The following is a 15339-nucleotide window of genomic DNA, read 5'->3' on the forward strand; positions in this document are numbered from 1 at the left end:
CGTTCACCTGTCGTCCTTCGTACAACGAAGATCACGATTCCGACATTTGCCGACGCATGGTCGCCCGGGTCCGGCACCTGACAGGCCCGCCACGAAGCGAGGACCGGCCGGTGTCAGCGAAGGTAAGGTAGCCTGACTATCATGGTAACCGAGATCACCGAGGACGCGGACGGGGCCTTACCGCGCACCGGGCGCCGGCTCGGGCTGCTCCGCGTCGCCCTCGACCAGGCGCTCGACGCGGTGCTCGCCGACGTCGGCCCGGCCCACCCCGCGTTGCGGCGGGCGCATCTGCTGATCTTCCGGTTCGACGGGATCGAGGGCTCGACCTCGGCGGAGCTGGCCGCTCACGCGGGCATGACCAAGCAGTCCATGCACGAGCTGGTCACCCACCTGGAGCGGCACGGGTACCTGCGCCGCGGCCCCGACCCGGGCGACACCCGCAGCCGCCCGCTGCACCTCACGCCGGCCGGCCGCGCGCTCGAGCGGGAGGTCCACGCCGCGATCGCAGGCGTGCTGGAGTCGTGGCGGGACCAGGTCGGCGAGGCACGGTTCGACGCCCTGTGGGAGACGCTTCAGGAGATCACCGGCGAGTGCGCACCCCTTGTCGACCTGGCGGAGCTGCGCTCGCGCCGGCGCCGCTGACGCGAAGGCCGGCTGCCCTGACGCGAGGACTGGCGCCGCTGACGCGAAGGCCGGGGACCGGCGGCCGGGGCGGCCGCCGGTCCCGATGCGAACTCAGGTCTCGTCGGAGGCGTCGTAGTCCGCCGGTACCTTGTACGGCGCGGTGAAGGAACGGGCCCTCGCCGCCGAGACCGTCGGGTCCGGCGGGCGGCGCAGGTGGTGGTCGGTCACGGCCTGGTAGGCGGCGATGACCGCGAGCAGCCGCTCCTCGCCGAACGGCGGCGCCCCCAGCGTCGTGCCGCGCGGCACCGGCAGGCCGGTGGTGGTGTCCACGCCCATGCCGTACGGGAAGGCGATCAGCGGCAGCCCGATCCCGTCGAAGACCGTGCCGGTGAGGAACACGTCGCACTTGTCGAAGACCTGGTCCAGCACCAGCCGCAGGAACTGGTACCGGGCCTGGAGCATCTTCATGTAGTTGTCCGAGCTGCGGAACATCCCGTTGAGGAAGCCGGGCAGCCGGTCGGCGAAGAGGCTCACGTCCTTGCGCAGGAACGGCAGGAACATGTTCGTCGCCTCGCCGGCGGTGCTGGACAGGCCGGAGAGCAGGTCCCAGTCGGCCGGGTACGGGACCTCCTCGACCCGGCAGCCCACCTTCACGAGAGTGTCCAGAAGGGACTGCCGCATCGGCAGGGTCTCCGCGTTGGCACCGCTCAGGAAGTCCGGCGGGTAGCCGACCGTGGTGGCCCACCGCACCTTCGGCTTGCCGCGCTGGGTGTACACAGTGGCCGCCTTGACCAGGTTGGGCACCGGCGGCATGCCCAGCGTGCGCGGGTCGTTCTTGTCCGGCCCGGCGAACGACTGGAGCATGATGGCGGCGTCCATCGCGTCCCGGGCGAGCGGGCCTGGGTGGTCGCGGGTGAACGTGAGCGGCACGATGCCGAAGAGCGAGGCCCGGCCGAAGGTCGGCTTGAGGCCGGTGAGGTTCTGCGCCTGGGACGGGCTGGTGATCGAGCCGCCCGTCTGTGTACCGGTGCCCGATGTGGACAGTCGCCCCGCGACCGCGGTTGCCGTGCCGCCGCTGGAACCGCTGGGACTGTAGCGGATGTCGTCCGGCGTCCACGCGTTCACCGTCGTGGCCGTGCCGTCGGCGAGCCGGGCCCGGCCAGACGCGAGCGGGCCCATGGCCGCCTTGCCCATCATGATGGCCCCGGCCGCCTTGAGTCGCGCGTGGACGGTCGAGTCGTACTCGGGCACGAAGTCCGCGTACACAGGGGACATCGCGGTGGTCGGGATGCCCTTGGTGTAGTAGTTGTCCTTCTCCGCGGTCAGGATGCCGGCCAGCGGCGTGGAACGGGAGTCGAGGCGCACCTTCCGCGCGGCGGCGAGCAGCTCCGCGTCGGTGGGGCGCCACAGGAACGCCTTGTAGATCTCCTCGAACTTTCCGAGCCGCTCCAGGTACGCCTCCATCAGGTCGACGGGGCGCAGGAGCCGGCGGCGGAAGGCGGCGGCCGCCTCGCTGATGGTCAGCTCGGTGGGGTCGTCGAGGGCGGCGCGGCGGATCGTCTTGGCGTACGCGCCCTCCCACACGCTTCCGCCGCCGGAGCCGCCGCCGTGCGCGAGCGCCGGTGCGGCCAGCGCGCCGCCGCCGAGGAGCGTGCCGGCACCGGCCGCGGCCCACACGGCCGCCATCCGGGACAGGAACCAGCGGCGGTCGATGGCCATGTCCTGGGGTGCGTCCACCGCCATGTCCTGGCGTGCTTCCACGGTCATGGCTTGTACTCTCCCGTCCACACGGCGAACGGGGCCGGGTAGAGCACCGCCGCGTGCGCCTGCTGGTCGGGCACGTAGTTGGAGTAGTCCACTTCCTGGCGGATGGTGCTGCGCGCGTTCGCCATGACGCGCGCCTGGTCCATCGGGGCGGCGGGGTCGTTCTCCGGCAAAGTGGACAGGTCAATGCCGATCAGGGCATAACGGGTCTTGATGTAGGTGTCAAGCTCAGCGTCGGTGGGTGGCGGGGGAGCAGCCATGGCCATTCCTTCCTCGCGATGCGCGCGATCGTCCGGATCACGCGACCGAGTGGAGTGAATGGCCGTCCTGTTACCGCCGATGATCATCGAATGTTACGGCGGTGTGGCTGATTGTTACGAGGTTGCTGCCCGTTATGAGAGGTCGGCCTTGCCGCCCTGGGTCGGCACCATCATGGTCGCCTCTTCGAGCGCGGGGTGCGGCTCGTTCTCGCACTCCTCGACGCCGTCGATCGCCTCGTTTTCGACCCGGGGCTCGTCGACCCAGAGCGACCGGAGCTGGTGCTGCATGAACGAGGTGAGCCGGGCCCGGTAGTCGTGGTCGAACCGCTCGAGCGCCTCGATCTGCCGCTGGAGCCCCTCGCGCCGGGCGGCAAGGCTGCCGACCACGTCCTCGAACCGCTGCTGCGCCTGGTGCTTGAGCTCGTCGGCGTTGGCCGACGCGGCCTTGACCAGCTCGTCCGCGCGGTTGCGGGCGTCGTTCAGGATGTCTTCCGCGTTGCGCTGCGCGGCGTCCGAGTGGGCCTGCGCCGACTCGGTGATCTGGGCGGCCGAGGCGTGCGCGTCGGCGAGCGCCTTCTCCGCGTCCTTCTGGAGGACCTGGGCGTGCGACTGGGCGTCGCGCATCACCTGCTCGGCCTGTGCGCGGGCCTCGGCGATGATCCGGTCCGACTCGCGCCGGGCGCTGGCGATGTGCTCCTCGCCCGTGCGCTGGGCGAGAGTGAGCACCTGAAGGGCGTGGTGCTGAGCGTTGGCGTCGTTGGGAGACACGTCCATTGGCTCCAGGGTGTCGTTGACGAAGGGCGTGGGCCCGCCGAGTAGTCCTTTCACACGACCTCTCATCCCGCTGTCAGTCACTGGTAAGACCTCCTGGATCCCAGCCGTGAGAGCGGCAGACTACCAAGGTCTGGCGTCGCCCGGGAGGGGGACGCGGATTGTAGCCAGGACACCACGGCGCGTCCAGATCTACCGTCCACTATGGTCGGTATTCCTGCTACGCCCGAGTCGTAGCCGCCGGTGCCGCGGCGTGGTCAGCGCGGCGTGCGCCGCCAGCCCTTCGGCCGTGTCCGTACGCCAGGACGGCTCGAGCACCGCCGTGCCGCCCAGGATCGCGTCGGCCACCCGCTGCACGTCGACCGCCCGGTACTCGTACCAGCTGAACTCCCGGCCGCCCGCGCCGGTGGAGCGGCGCCGCTTGGCGCGCACCCCGTTCGCCTCGACGGCCCGCGCCACGTCCCACACCGCCGGCCAGGCCACGCGGACCTCTTCCCACGAGAGGTATCCGGGCATCGGCGCCGACCGGTCGGGCAGCCGCCGCGCGATCACGGCGAGCACGATGCCCTCGCGGGGGAGGATGTCGTCGGCGACCTCCGGGTCGTAGACGGTCGTCTGCGTGGTCTCCACCGCCACCGGTACGCCCGAGGGCCGGACGAGCGCGCGCAGCCGGTCGGCCAGCGCGGGCACGTCGAAGCCGCCGGCCAGCGACTCCCGGACCGTCCGGCCGTCGAACTCCAGGCGCAGCTCCACCCGACCCGTCGGGCGCAGCGTGAACGGGTAGCGGCTGGACTGCCGGACCTTGTGCCGCAGCAGCACGCGGCGCAGATGGGCGACCGGGTACTCCGCGGCCCACACGCCGCCCACGACGCGGACCAGGCCGGGCTCGTCGACCGGCCGGAACTCGATCCGCCGGGTGCCGGACAGCACCTGCCAGGCCATGACGGCGGCCGCGACCGTGAAGACGCCGACGGTCGTGCCGAGCACGGGCGTCCACGAGAACAGCTCGAGCACCAGCGTCATCGCCACGACAAGCGCGCCGCCGACCAGGGCCGCGACGGCGGCGATGGCCGCGCTGATGGCGAGCTCCCCGCGCAGGCCCAGGCTGCCTATCTCGGCGATCACGAGGTCGACGGAGCTCGGTCCGGTACGCAGCGGGAGGCCGGCGCGGTCCATGAAGCGACGGTACCCACTCCGCTCAAGGTCCGTCCTCCTCCCGACCGGCCCGGATCGCCAGCCGGTCCAGGTATCCAACCTGGAGCGCGACGCACGCCGCCGCGAAGAACAGCAGCAGCGGCAACGGCAGCACCAGCGCCATCGCGCCCCCGCCGCCGCCCAGCGTGGCCAACGACGTGGCCAGCACGACCAGCGCGAGCGGCCCGGTGCGCAGGTCGGGGGACTGCGCGACGAGGTACGGCCACAGGGTGTCCTGCGCGCTCAACAGCCACACCAGCAGCAGCGCCAGCGCGGCCAGGGGAAGCGCGGTGACCACAGTGGAGCGCCGGGCCCGGAAGAAGAGCGTGAAGAGCACCAGCGCCGGTATCGACAGCCAGGTCGGCGGGATCAGGCCGAGGAACGAGTCGAACTGGCCGAGTTCGCGGGCGCGCAGGAACCCGGCGATCGCCAGCGGGCCGGTGCCGACGAAGAGCCACGGCGCGAACGGCAGCAGGATCACCTCGCTGTACCGGCCCAGTGGCCGGAGCGCGCCGATCCCGTACCCGCCGAGCGCCGCGAAGCCCACACCGACGACCGCGGAGATGAGCGGCGGCAGCCAGGTGTTCACGACGATCCGCCCGACGGAGAAGCCGCGGGGCAGGTCGCCGCCGAGATCGCCCACGTCGCGCAGCCAGGGAAACAGGGCGTACCCGACGATCGCGAGCAGCGCCACGCCACCCACCGCGACGGCCGCGACCGCCGCCGGGTTGGCCGTGGGCGCGGGGTTTTCGGGCTCGACCTCGATCCGGGTGCGGGTGAACACCAGCAGCGCCACCGCGCCCAGCCCCATCGCGCCGAGCACGAGCAGCAGGATGACGGAGGCGGCCGCGCCGGCCCCGAAGTCGCCGATGCTGAGGCTGTGCACCACCGCGTACACGACGGGCGGCTGCGCCCTCGTCCCCAGCAGCAGCGGTACGGTCGCCGCCTGCAACGCGGTGGCGAGGACGCCGAGCGCGAGGACCCCACCCACCGCGAGCAGGGCGGTGCCCGACCCGCCACCAGGGCGGCGGCCGCGCAGCGCGGCGAGGAACGCGGTCGCGGCGATCGCGACGACAAGCCCGAACGAGATCCACGCGTACACCGACACGGTCGGCCAGCGGGTGCTGAAGTCCGCGTCTCCGTCACCGAGCCGGCCGGTGAACCAACCGACCGTGACGGCGGCCGGCGCGTACAGGGCGAGCGGCAGCGCCAGCAGCACGCGGGTGGCGATCCGCATCGCCCGGCCGGCCCGGTCCGCGGCCAGCGCGAGCAGCGGCGCGGCCACCAGCGCGGCGAGCAGCGGCACCAGGGCCAGCAGCAGCGCGGTGCCGAGGCCGCCGGCGAAACCGTCGGTGAGGGCCTGGTCGTAGTTGTCGAAGCCGGCACTCTCCGCGCCCGGCCCGCCGGCCTCCAGAAAGGAGCCGTGCCGGAAGCTCTCCACCACTGTGGACAGTGTCGGTAGGACATACGACCACAGCAGCGCCAGGAACGCCGGCACCAGCAGGAACGCGCCGACTAGCCGGTGTACTGGTGATTGCTCGGTCACCCGGTGCACATTAACGACAGGCGTCAACCTGTGGGATGCCGCGCGGCGCCCTCGGCCGGGCCGATAGGGTGTGCGGTGTGGACGCGAGAGAGGTGCTCGCCGAGGCGTTCGACCGCCTTCCCGAGCTGGTCCGATCCGCCGTCGACGGCCTGACCCCGGAGGAGCTGCACTGGGTGCCGGCACCCGGCGCCAACTCGGTGGGCTGGCTGGTCTGGCATCTCTCCCGGATCCAGGACGACCATCTCGCCGACATCATGGGCGTGGAGCAGGTGTGGGTCCGCGACGGTTGGGCGAGCCGCTTCGGGCTCACCGACGCGACCGGTGACACCGGGTATGGGCACAGCGCCGCCCAGGTCGACCAGGTCCGCCCGGACAGCGGCGAGGCCCTGATCGGGTACTTCGACGCGGTCGCCGCCCGCACCAGCGAGTTCGTGCGCGGGCTGAGCGCCAAGGACCTCGACCGGGTGGTCGACGAGCGGTTGGACCCGCCGGTGACGCTCGGCGTGCGGCTGATCAGCGTGCTCAACGACGACGACCAGCACGTCGGGCAGGCGGCCTACGTGCGCGGGCTGGTCAAAGCCCGCTAGCCCCGCAGGCCGCGCGCACCACCGCGCGGTGGTCGCGGTCGCACCCGATTGATCTTGGGTATGTTCTTCGCGTAGCCCCAAGATCTTGGAGGAGTGGATGGCAGCGCGTGACCCGATCGCCCGCTTGGCTGACCTCGACGTGGCGACCGTGCACGAGGCGGCCGGGCGCACCGGCGACCTCGACCCGGGGATCCGGCCGATCCAGACCGGCGGCACCCTCGCCGGCCGGGCGGTCACCGCGGCCTGTCATCCCGGCGACAACCTGGCGGTACACCGCGCGGTGCTGGCCGCCGGCCCGGGCGACGTGCTCGTGGTCGCCGCCGGCGGCCACCTGGCCGGCTACTGGGGCGAGATCCTCGCGGTCGCCGCGCGGTACCGGGGCGTGGCCGGCCTGGTGATCGACGGTGGCTGCCGGGACACCGCGGCCCTGCGCGGCATGGGTTTCCCGGTCTGGTCCGCGGGCGTCTCGGTGCACGGCACGGTGAAGCAGACCGCCCAGTCGGTCAACGAGCCGGTCGTCGCCGGCGGGGTGCTCGTCTCGCCCGGCGACTACGTGCTCGCCGACGACGACGGCGTGGTGGTCGTACCGGCCAGCCGGATCGACGCGGTGCTCGACGCCGCCGAGGCCCGGCGGGACAAGGAGGAGGCCGGCTTCGCGCGGCTGCGGGAGGGCGCGACGACGTTCGAGGTGCTCGGCATGGAGGGCGCGGGCGCGGGTGACTGAGGGTGCCGGCCGGCCCGGCGAGGCGGAGCGGCTGGCGGCCATCCACGCGGCCCGCAGCCAGGCGGTGATCGACGGTATCGAGAGCATCGCCCCCGACTTCGTCGCGCACCTGGCCAGCAGCACGCTCGGCGTCGTCCTCGACCACTTCATCAGCGGGCCGGGCGCGCGGGTCGGGCGGACGGTCTTCGCGATGCCGCGCGAGGAGGAGGGCGTCGCGATCACGTCCGGGCTGGAGCTCGCCGGCCGCCGGCCCGTCATGGTCTTCCAGGACAACGGGGTGGGCAACCTGCTGACCGTGCTGCTCACCTTCCCCAGCCGTACCACGTGCCGCTCTACGGCGTGGTGGCCCGGCGGGGCGGGCTGGGGGAGTACAACTCGATGATCCACACGGTCAGCGAGCGGGTCGAGGCGATCCTCGACGCGGCCGGCGTGCGGTGGTTCCAGCTCGACGCGCGTACCCCGGTGGAGGCGTGGGCACCCGAGATCAAGCGGGCCTGGACATACTCGCGGACCACCCACCGGCCGGTGTTCACCCTCGTCAACCTCATGGGCGGCTGACCGTGACCCTCACCCGCGCGGACGTGTTGCGGCGGATCGACGCGGCGTTCCCGGCCGACCCGGTGGTCCTCACGCTCGGCGGCACCGCGCGCGAGATGATCGCCGTCGCCGGCCGCCGCCCCAACCACCTCGTCAACCTCGACGCGATGGGCCAGACCGTCGGCGTCGCGCTCGGGCTGGCCCTGGGCCTGGCGGCGTCCGATCCGAGGAGCGAAGCGACGAGGCCGGACGGCGCCGGGAGCCAGGGCCAAGCCCGCGCGGAGCGCGGGCCAGAAGACGCAGCCCTCGGCCTGGGCGGTAGCCGGGGCGGCAAGGTCGTCGCGGTCGAGGGCGACGGGTCGCTGCTGATGGGGCTGAGCGTGCTCAGCACCGCGGGCCACCTCAAGCCGGACAACCTCGCCGTCCTGCTGCTGGACAACGGGGTGTACCTCGCCACCGGCGGCCAGCCCACCGCGTCCGCCGGCGTCGACCTCGTCGCCGTGGCGCTGGCCTGCGGCTGGGCGGGCGGTCGTGAGGTACGCACCGACGAGGAGCTGTCGAGCGCGCTCGACTGGGTCCGCGAGACGCCCGGCCCGCTGCTCGTGCGGGTGTACGTGAGCACCGCTCAGATCAAGACCGAGTACTTCCTCGAGGACCCGGCGATCCTGGCGGAGGACTTCCGCAGGTGGCTGCGCGCGTAGCATGATCACGGAGCGGGCCGCGGTCCCAGGTGTCGCGGGCTTCCTGCCGGGAAAGAACGCTGAGCACCGCTCGACTTCGAGTGGACACCGTCCACAATGGAAGGAGGTGTGCGATGAGCGTCGACGAGAGCGAGCTCCTCGCCTCCGTACCCGATGGGCTTTTTATCGGGGGTGAATGGCGGCCCGCCGCCGGCGGTGAGTGGGTCGACGTGGTCGACCCCGCGACCACGCGGTCCCTCGCCCGGGTGGCCGACGCCACCGCGGACGACGCGGTGGCCGCGCTCGACGCCGCCGCCGGCGCCCAGGCCGCGTGGGCCGGCACACCGCCCCGCCAGCGCGGCGAGGTCCTGCACCGCTGCTTCGAGCTGATGAACGAGCGGGTGGACGAGCTCGCGCTGCTCGTCACGATGGAGATGGGCAAGCCGCTGGCCGAGGCCGCGGCCGAGGTGAAGTACGCGGCCGAGTTCTTCCGGTGGTTCGCCGAGGAGGCGGTGCGGATCAGCGGCCGCTGGTCCGACGAGCCGAACGGCGCCGGCCGCCTGCTCACCATGAAGCAGCCGGTCGGGCCGTGCCTGCTGATCACCCCGTGGAACTTCCCGCTCGCGATGGGCGCCCGCAAGATCGGCCCCGCCGTCGCGGCCGGCTGCACGATGGTGGTCAAGCCCGCTCAGCTCACCCCGCTCTCCAACAACATGATGGTCAAGCTGCTGGCCGAGGCGGGCCTCCCGGCCGGCGTGGTCAACGTGATCACCGCCTCCTCGGCCAGCCGCGTGATCAAGCCGATCATCGGCGACCGCCGGCTGCGCAAGCTCTCCTTCACCGGCTCCACCGAGGTGGGCCAGATGCTCGTCGCGCAGTCCGCCGGCAACCTGCTGCGGCTCTCGATGGAGCTGGGCGGCAACGCGCCGTTCCTGGTCTTCGAGGACGCCGACCTGGAGCTCGCCGTCGAGCAGGCGGTCGTCGCCAAGATGCGGAACATGGGCGAGTCGTGCGTGGCGGCCAACCGCTTCTACGCGCACGAGTCGGTGGCCGAGGAGTTCGCCCAGCGGCTCGCGGCCGCGCTCGCCGGGCTGTCGGTCGGCCGAGGCACCGAGCCGGGCGTCAAGGTCGGCCCGCTCATCGACGACAAGCAGCGCGGCAAGGTGGTCGAGCTTGTCGACGACGCGGTACGGCGCGGCGCCGACGTGCTCACCGGCGGCGGCGCGCCCGACCGCGAGGGGTACTTCTTCACCCCGACCGTGCTCACCGGCGTGCCGACCGACGCCGACATGCACCGCGAGGAGATCTTCGGCCCGGTCGCGCCGATCTACACGTTTCGCACCGACGAGGAGGCACTGCGCCTGGCCAACGACACGGAGTACGGCCTGGTGGCGTACGCCTTCTCCCGCGACCTCAACCGCTCCCTCCGCATCGTCGAGGGGCTGGAGAGCGGCATGGTGGGCCTCAACAAGGGCCTGGTCTCCAACCCGGCCGCGCCGTTCGGCGGCGTCAAGTGGTCCGGGATGGGCCGCGAGGGCGGGCCGGAGGGCATCGAGGAGTACCTGAACACCAAGTACGCCGGCATCGCGGTGTAACCGGCGGGCCGTACCGGTTCGGATGCGGACTGCGCGTGCGACGCGAAGGCGGGCTGGGCACGGACCGTTGGTTCATGAACAACTACCCGGTACGTGGGCACACGGGGGACCACCGGCTCACGCTCGACCTCGTGACCGACGTGCGCGCGGTGCTGGTCGAGCACGGCTATCCCGAGCTGACCTACGACGACCTCAACCTGCTGCGGGCGATGCTGGCCCGGTTCATCTACGCGCCGTACACCGCCGCCGGCGCCCGGTCCGGCGGCGGTGTCCAGGAGGGGGAGGCGACGTCAGGCGACGGTGCAGGCGACCCCGTTGAGGGTGAACGAGGCGGGCCGTCCGGTGTTGCCCGTGTGGGTGGCCTGGAAGCCGATACCCGTCGACGCGTTCGGCGCCAGCGTGCCGTTGTACGAGGCGTTGCGGGCGGTCACCGCCCCACTGTTCGGTGAGTACGACGCGTTCCAGCCGGACGTGATGGTCTGTCCACCCGGGAGGGTGAAGGCCAGCGCCCAGCCGTTGACCGTGGTGCTGCTCGTGTTCGTGATGGTGATGGACGAGGTCAGGCCGGTGTTCCACGCGTTGACCGTGTAGCCGACCCGGCATGCCCCACCGGTGGGCGGCGGCGTCGTCGTGGGCGGCACGCTGGTCGGCGGGGTCGAGGTCGGCGGCCCTGAGGTCGGCGGCGTCGAGGTGGGCGGCGTGCTGGTGTTGAGGCCGAAGAAGCGGATCGCCTCAGCCGCGTTCACCGGGAGGTTGTGCGGTACGCCCTGCATGCTGATCGCCTCGACCGGCGCCTGGCCGCCGCTGCTCCCGTACCGCGTCCGGGTCTGCCCCGAAGCCGGCGTGTCGGTGGAGGTCGGCGTCTGGCTCAAGCCGTGCAGGTTGGTCCACTGCTTGATCTCTTCGTTGAAGTTGGGGTAGCGCAGCGTCTCGTCGTTCGTGCCGTGCCACAGCTGCATCCTCGGCCGCGCGCCGGTGTACCCGGGGTACGCGTTGCGGACCAGGTCGCCCCACTGCTGCGCGGTACGGGTGATCTGGCCGTTGGCGCACTGGCTGTTCCAGGTGGAGCCGTCGGTGGTGGCGAAGCAGCCGAACGGCACGCCGGCAAACGCGGCCCCGGCCTTGAACACGTCCGGGTAGAGGCCGAGCAGCACGTTCGTCATCATCGCGCCGGACGAGACGCCGGTGGCGAAGATGCGGTTGGGGTCGGCGTTGTACCGCTGCTGCACGTAGCTGACCATCGACCGGATCGAGACCGGGTCGCTGCCGCCGTCGCGGCGCAGGGCCTGCGGCGAGTACACGTCGAAGCACTGGCCGCTGCGGGTGGCCGACGGGTAGATGACGATGAAGCCGTACTGGTCGGCCTGCTGCGCGAACTGGGTGCCGGAGTAGAACGCCGGCCCGGTGCCGGTGCAGTAGTGCACGGCTACCAGGATGCCGGGACGGGCCTGCACCCGGTCCGGCACGTACAGGTGCATGCGCAGGTTGCTCGGGTTGGTGCCGAAGCCGGTCACCTCGGTGAGCGTCGCGGCGGACGCGGGCTGCGCGAGCGTGAGGGTGGCGGCGATGAGCGCGGTCGCGAGGCCCGCGGCGCCGATCGCGATGCTTCTGAGTCTCATTGCGGGGTGGTCCTCCCGAACCGTTGGGTGCCCTGGGCGCTGAAACATTCCGTAGTATGTACCGGAACACATCAAGACGCAAACGTTCGTCTATATACTCTGCTCAGGGTGCGGCTTCCGGCCGCCGACGGGACTCGGGACGGAGCGGAGGAGAGCGACGATTTCGGAGAGTTCCGGAAAGACGGTCGCAAGGCCCGCAACGTAGAATGCCGGGCGTGACCGGGATGGGAGCCCCCGCATCCCTCGGCGACGGCCGTCGCCGAGGCAAGGTCACCGTGGCCACCATCGCCCGGCTCGCCGGCGTCTCCGCGCCCACCGTGTCCCGCGTGCTCAACGGCCAGGCCGGCGTCGCGCTCAGCACCCGGCGCCGGGTCGAGGCGGTGCTGCACGAGCACGGCTACCAGCGCGGCGACGCGGCCACCCCGGCGCCGCTGGTCGAGCTTGTCTTCCACGCGCTGGACAGCCTGTGGGCCCTCGAGATCATCCAGGGCGTGGAGGAGGTCGCCCGCGACCAGAAGCTCGGCGTCGTGCTCACCACCATGCAGGGCCGGCTCACCCCCGGCGCCGGCTGGACCGAGCAGGTGCTCTCCCGCCGGCCGATGGGCGTGATCGCGGTGCTCTCCGACCTCACCGCACACCAGCAGGCGCAGCTCGCCACGGGTTCGATCCCGCTCGTCACGCTCGACCCGACCGGCGAGCCGCTGCACGGCACGCCCTCGGTCGGCGCGGCCAACTACAGCGGCGCGCTCGTCGCCACCCGCCACCTGCTGGAGCTGGGCCACCGCCGGATCGGCATGCTCTGCGGCAACCTCAAGTGGCCCTTCTGCCGGGCCCGGCTCGACGGCTTCCGCGCCGCGATGGACCAGGCCGGCGTGCCGGTCGACCCCGACCTGGTCCGGGTCGGCCCGCTCTACGTCGAGAGCGCGGCCCGGGAGACCACCGCGCTACTGCGCCTGCCCGAGCCGCCGACCGCGCTCTTCGCCACCAACGACCTACAGGCGCACGGCGTCTACGAGGCGGCCCGCCTGGCCGGCCTGCGGATCCCGGACGACATCAGCGTGGTCGGCTTCGACGACCTGCCCTTCACCCGGTGGGCCGGCCCGCCGATGACCACGGTGCGGCAGCCGCTGCGGCGCATGGGCAGCACCGCCGCCGCCATGCTCGTGGCGCTCGCCTCAGGGCAGACGCCGCGTGAGCACCGGGTCGAGCTGACGACCGACCTCGTGGTCCGCGAGAGCACGGCGCCACCGCGCACAATCAGAGAGATTTGAGCTGCCGCGATGTCCGCGGTGGTCCGGACCGCTGCTCCCGCGGCCTCACCCTCCGTCGCTTCCGCGGCTTCACCCTTCGCTGCTTCCGCAGCTTGACCCCTTCGTTGCTTCCGCGGCTTCACCCTCTGCTGCTCCCGCAGCTTGACCCTTCGCGTAAGTTCAGCGTCCATGCCCCTGCTCTTCTCGTACGGCACTCTCCGGGACCCCGAGGTCCAGCGGGCCAGCTTCGGCCGTGAGCTCTCCGGGCGGGAGGACCACCTCGTCGGGTACCGGCTGGAGCTGCTCGAGATCACCGACGAGCACGTGCTCGACCTCAGCGGCCTCGCCCAGCACCCGATCGTGGTGGCGACCGGCGACGCGCGGGACACCGTGCCGGGCGTGGTGTTCGAGGTGACCGACGAGGAGCTGGCCGCCGCCGACGAGTACGAAGTGGACGACTACGAGCGGGTGCTCGCCACGCTCGGCTCGGGTGCGCGGGCGTGGGTGTACGTGAGCGGTCAGGTGGCGGCGAGCCCCTCGTAGTACGGCTTCTGCGCGGGGTAGTAGTCCTCGAACCGCACCGGCGCCGCGCCCTCGCGCGAGCCGACGAGCAGGTCCAGGTAGTACTCCCAGCCGGGCCCGACGTCGCCCACGCCCTCGGTGCTTTCCAGGTGGTGGACGAAGCGCAGCTCCGTGCCGCCGTCCACGTCGGACAGCCGCAGCTCGGTACGCCAGGTGCCGGACTCGTCCACAGAGGACAGGTCCAGCAGCCGGGGCGGCTCGCAGGACTCGATGCGGATGTCCATCCAGGGCGCCCCGTCCTCGAAGGCCAGCTGCACCTTGACCGAGCGCCCGGGCGCGGCCTGGCCCTCCCACGGCCCGAACCACCGGGCCGTGCGCTCCGGCTCGGTGAGGCTCGCCCAGACGTCCTCGGCGGGCGCCCGGAACATGCGGGTCAGGACCAGGTCGACTCCGGTGTCGGTACGGAACAACCGCCCGGTGGGTACGGGACTCATGCGCTTCGTTCCTCTCTCTCATTGGTAGCGGGCCTGCGGCCTTCGGCAGCGGCGGGCTCGATGGGCTTGGTCTGCTGGCGGTGCTCGCGGCGTGTCGCGGTGGCGGGTTCGCCGGGCTTGGCTTGCTGGCGGTGCTCGCGGCGGGTGCGGTACACCTCGGTCTCCAGCGCGTCGAAGCGGCCCTCCCAGGTGGCGGCCGGGTCTTCGTGGTGGACGAAGGGGCTCAGCCACTGCGCCAGCCGGGCGAGCGGCGCCGGGTCGAGGCGGTAGAAGCGCTGCCGGCCGGTGAGGTCGTCGTGGACCAGCCCGCTCTCCCGGAGCACGCGCAGGTGGCGGCTCACCGCCGGCCGGCTGATCGCGAACCGGTCGGCGATCTGCCCGGCCGACATCCGGCGCTCGCGGAGCATCGCCAGGATCTCCCGCCGCACCGGGTCGGCGATCGCGCCAGCCACCTCGTCCACACCGGAAGCGTAACCCATCGGTTACGCGTTCGGCTACCGGCGGATACTGGCCGGTTTGGCGATCGCGGCTGTCATGCCGCGCTCGGCGCGCAACGTAGGAGACGCCGTAGACGTCTGATAAGACAGACCGGCACGCTGGCAACGGGGAAGGAGTGCCAGGATGATGGCCCAGGTACGCGCGTTCGTGATCGTCGGTGTCCTGGTCGTCGGGGCGGCGGCGGGGATCGCCGTCGTGCTCGGCAAGGACAGCCAGCGCGACGCCGTGGTCGCCGGCTGCCCGTCGGAGTGGCCGCGCGCGGACATGACGTTGCCCGCGGTCCGCGACATCACCCTCGCGGTCTTCAACGGCACCCGGGCCGCGGGCACGGCCGCCACGGTCGCCGCGGAGTTCAGCAACCGCGGCTTCCAGGTGCGGCCGACGCGCAAGGCGCCGAAGCCGGAGCGGGTGGCCGAAGTCGCCGTGCTCCGCCACGGGCCGGACGCGGTCGGCGCGGCCCACGTGGTGGACGCCTACTTCCTCGGCAAGGCCACAAGGGAGTACCAGCCCGACCGGCGCGGCACCCAGATCGACGTGGTCATCGGCGAGAAGTTCCAGGCGCTGGCCCAGCCCACCGACGTGAACATCGCCCTCGCCGACATGGGCCACCCGAAGGTGCCGCCCCAGACCTGCGTGCGCGAGGTGTGACGACGGTGCCCGCCCGGGATGGGCGG

Annotated in this window: 18 protein-coding genes; 10 read left to right on the top strand and 8 right to left on the bottom strand. The window is 72.2% G+C overall.

Annotated elements, in window-relative coordinates; translation table 11 throughout:
• The first annotated feature begins 141 nt into the window (after nt 1-141).
• Nucleotides 142-642, top strand: a complete 501-nt coding sequence (locus Pflav_RS42880; RefSeq protein ID WP_180201264.1) for a MarR family winged helix-turn-helix transcriptional regulator — start codon at nt 142-144, stop codon at nt 640-642.
• Between the two features lie 93 nt (nt 643-735).
• Here the strand turns inward: Pflav_RS42880 and Pflav_RS11420 are convergent, their stop codons facing one another.
• The 5 genes from Pflav_RS11420 to Pflav_RS11440 form a co-directional block, all read right to left on the bottom strand.
• Nucleotides 736-2391 (bottom strand): amidase, encoded by a 1656-nt coding sequence (locus Pflav_RS11420; protein ID WP_232071255.1) that lies wholly within the window; start codon nt 2389-2391, stop codon nt 736-738.
• Nucleotides 2388-2648: a hypothetical protein gene (locus tag Pflav_RS11425; RefSeq protein ID WP_173036062.1), complete on the bottom strand. Its 261-nt coding sequence runs from the start codon at nt 2646-2648 to the stop codon at nt 2388-2390. The genes Pflav_RS11420 and Pflav_RS11425 overlap by 4 nt, the downstream gene beginning before the upstream one ends.
• A 132-nt stretch (nt 2649-2780) precedes the next feature.
• Nucleotides 2781-3422 (bottom strand): DivIVA domain-containing protein, encoded by a 642-nt coding sequence (locus Pflav_RS11430; protein ID WP_173036064.1) that lies wholly within the window; start codon nt 3420-3422, stop codon nt 2781-2783.
• Nucleotides 3423-3611: 189 nt separating this feature from the next.
• Nucleotides 3612-4595, bottom strand: coding sequence for a hypothetical protein (locus tag Pflav_RS11435; protein WP_173036066.1), 984 nt, complete (start codon nt 4593-4595; stop codon nt 3612-3614).
• A gap of 22 nt (nt 4596-4617) precedes the next feature.
• A complete protein-coding gene (locus Pflav_RS11440; RefSeq protein WP_173036068.1) occupies nt 4618-6159 on the bottom strand; it encodes a sugar ABC transporter permease in 1542 nt (513 codons plus the stop codon).
• Between the two features lie 77 nt (nt 6160-6236).
• On the opposite strand from Pflav_RS11440, the gene Pflav_RS11445 reads away from it, so the two are divergent.
• The 6 genes from Pflav_RS11445 to Pflav_RS11470 all read left to right on the top strand — a co-directional run bounded on the left by Pflav_RS11445 (nt 6237) and on the right by Pflav_RS11470 (nt 10282).
• Nucleotides 6237-6746 carry a mycothiol transferase gene (locus tag Pflav_RS11445; RefSeq protein ID WP_173036070.1) on the top strand — a complete coding sequence of 170 codons (510 nt, stop codon included), beginning with the start codon at nt 6237-6239 and terminating at the stop codon, nt 6744-6746.
• A gap of 97 nt (nt 6747-6843) precedes the next feature.
• On the top strand, nt 6844-7470 hold the full coding sequence (locus Pflav_RS11450; RefSeq protein ID WP_173036072.1) for a 4-carboxy-4-hydroxy-2-oxoadipate aldolase/oxaloacetate decarboxylase: 627 nt from the start codon (nt 6844-6846) through the stop codon (nt 7468-7470).
• The gene (locus tag Pflav_RS11455; RefSeq protein ID WP_173036074.1) at nt 7463-7852 is read left to right on the top strand and encodes a hypothetical protein; all 390 of its coding nucleotides are present in this window, start codon (nt 7463-7465) and stop codon (nt 7850-7852) included. Before Pflav_RS11450 ends, Pflav_RS11455 begins: the two co-directional genes overlap by 8 nt.
• Nucleotides 7849-8028, top strand: a complete 180-nt coding sequence (locus Pflav_RS11460) for a hypothetical protein (protein ID WP_173036076.1) — start codon at nt 7849-7851, stop codon at nt 8026-8028. The genes Pflav_RS11455 and Pflav_RS11460 overlap by 4 nt, the downstream gene beginning before the upstream one ends.
• Before the next feature lie 2 nt (nt 8029-8030).
• On the top strand, nt 8031-8708 hold the full coding sequence (locus tag Pflav_RS11465) for a thiamine pyrophosphate-dependent enzyme (RefSeq protein ID WP_173036078.1): 678 nt from the start codon (nt 8031-8033) through the stop codon (nt 8706-8708).
• A 113-nt stretch (nt 8709-8821) separates the two neighbouring features.
• Nucleotides 8822-10282, top strand: coding sequence for an NAD-dependent succinate-semialdehyde dehydrogenase (locus tag Pflav_RS11470; RefSeq protein ID WP_173036080.1), 1461 nt, complete (start codon nt 8822-8824; stop codon nt 10280-10282).
• Between the two features lie 290 nt (nt 10283-10572).
• Here Pflav_RS11470 and Pflav_RS11475 read toward each other — a convergent pair whose 3' ends face one another.
• Nucleotides 10573-11901 carry an extracellular catalytic domain type 1 short-chain-length polyhydroxyalkanoate depolymerase gene (locus tag Pflav_RS11475; RefSeq protein ID WP_173036081.1) on the bottom strand — a complete coding sequence of 443 codons (1329 nt, stop codon included), beginning with the start codon at nt 11899-11901 and terminating at the stop codon, nt 10573-10575.
• 224 nt (nt 11902-12125) lie between these two features.
• On the opposite strand from Pflav_RS11475, the gene Pflav_RS11480 reads away from it, so the two are divergent.
• Nucleotides 12126-13172, top strand: a complete 1047-nt coding sequence (locus tag Pflav_RS11480) for a LacI family DNA-binding transcriptional regulator (RefSeq protein WP_173042368.1) — start codon at nt 12126-12128, stop codon at nt 13170-13172.
• 168 nt (nt 13173-13340) lie between these two features.
• Complete coding sequence (locus Pflav_RS11485; protein WP_173036083.1) at nt 13341-13694, top strand: gamma-glutamylcyclotransferase family protein; 354 nt, start codon at nt 13341-13343, stop codon at nt 13692-13694.
• Here the strand turns inward: Pflav_RS11485 and Pflav_RS11490 are convergent.
• Together Pflav_RS11490 and Pflav_RS11495 are read right to left on the bottom strand one after the other, a co-directional pair.
• Entirely contained in the window at nt 13670-14167 is a 498-nt protein-coding gene (locus Pflav_RS11490) for an SRPBCC family protein (RefSeq protein ID WP_173036085.1), read from the bottom strand. The two genes, Pflav_RS11485 and Pflav_RS11490, sit on opposite strands and share 25 nt — an antisense overlap.
• A complete protein-coding gene (locus Pflav_RS11495; protein ID WP_197938341.1) occupies nt 14164-14628 on the bottom strand; it encodes a metalloregulator ArsR/SmtB family transcription factor in 465 nt (154 codons plus the stop codon). Before Pflav_RS11495 ends, Pflav_RS11490 begins: the two co-directional genes overlap by 4 nt.
• 160 nt (nt 14629-14788) lie before the next feature.
• Between Pflav_RS11495 and Pflav_RS11500 the strand changes: the two genes are divergently transcribed.
• Nucleotides 14789-15313: a LytR C-terminal domain-containing protein gene (locus Pflav_RS11500; RefSeq protein WP_173036089.1), complete on the top strand. Its 525-nt coding sequence runs from the start codon at nt 14789-14791 to the stop codon at nt 15311-15313.
• Nucleotides 15314-15339 lie beyond the last annotated feature (26 nt).

The organism is Phytohabitans flavus (genome assembly GCF_011764545.1).
GTDB lineage: Bacteria > Actinomycetota > Actinomycetes > Mycobacteriales > Micromonosporaceae > Phytohabitans > Phytohabitans flavus.

What these genes read in the sequence shown, in the direction of transcription:
- Pflav_RS42880 (WP_180201264.1), top strand. Translation starts at nt 142, where the DNA reads ATGGTAACCGAGATCACCGAGGACGCGGACGGGGCCTTACCGCGCACC.
- Pflav_RS11420 (WP_232071255.1), bottom strand. Translation starts at nt 2,391, where the DNA reads ATGACCGTGGAAGCACGCCAGGACATGGCGGTGGACGCACCCCAGGAC.
- Pflav_RS11425 (WP_173036062.1), bottom strand. Translation starts at nt 2,648, where the DNA reads ATGGCTGCTCCCCCGCCACCCACCGACGCTGAGCTTGACACCTACATC.
- Pflav_RS11430 (WP_173036064.1), bottom strand. Translation starts at nt 3,422, where the DNA reads ATGGACGTGTCTCCCAACGACGCCAACGCTCAGCACCACGCCCTTCAG.
- Pflav_RS11435 (WP_173036066.1), bottom strand. Translation starts at nt 4,595, where the DNA reads ATGGACCGCGCCGGCCTCCCGCTGCGTACCGGACCGAGCTCCGTCGAC.
- Pflav_RS11450 (WP_173036072.1), top strand. Translation starts at nt 6,844, where the DNA reads ATGGCAGCGCGTGACCCGATCGCCCGCTTGGCTGACCTCGACGTGGCG.
- Pflav_RS11460 (WP_173036076.1), top strand. Translation starts at nt 7,849, where the DNA reads ATGATCCACACGGTCAGCGAGCGGGTCGAGGCGATCCTCGACGCGGCC.
- Pflav_RS11470 (WP_173036080.1), top strand. Translation starts at nt 8,822, where the DNA reads ATGAGCGTCGACGAGAGCGAGCTCCTCGCCTCCGTACCCGATGGGCTT.
- Pflav_RS11475 (WP_173036081.1), bottom strand. Translation starts at nt 11,901, where the DNA reads ATGAGACTCAGAAGCATCGCGATCGGCGCCGCGGGCCTCGCGACCGCG.
- Pflav_RS11480 (WP_173042368.1), top strand. Translation starts at nt 12,126, where the DNA reads ATGGGAGCCCCCGCATCCCTCGGCGACGGCCGTCGCCGAGGCAAGGTC.
- Pflav_RS11485 (WP_173036083.1), top strand. Translation starts at nt 13,341, where the DNA reads ATGCCCCTGCTCTTCTCGTACGGCACTCTCCGGGACCCCGAGGTCCAG.
- Pflav_RS11490 (WP_173036085.1), bottom strand. Translation starts at nt 14,167, where the DNA reads ATGAGTCCCGTACCCACCGGGCGGTTGTTCCGTACCGACACCGGAGTC.
- Pflav_RS11500 (WP_173036089.1), top strand. Translation starts at nt 14,789, where the DNA reads ATGATGGCCCAGGTACGCGCGTTCGTGATCGTCGGTGTCCTGGTCGTC.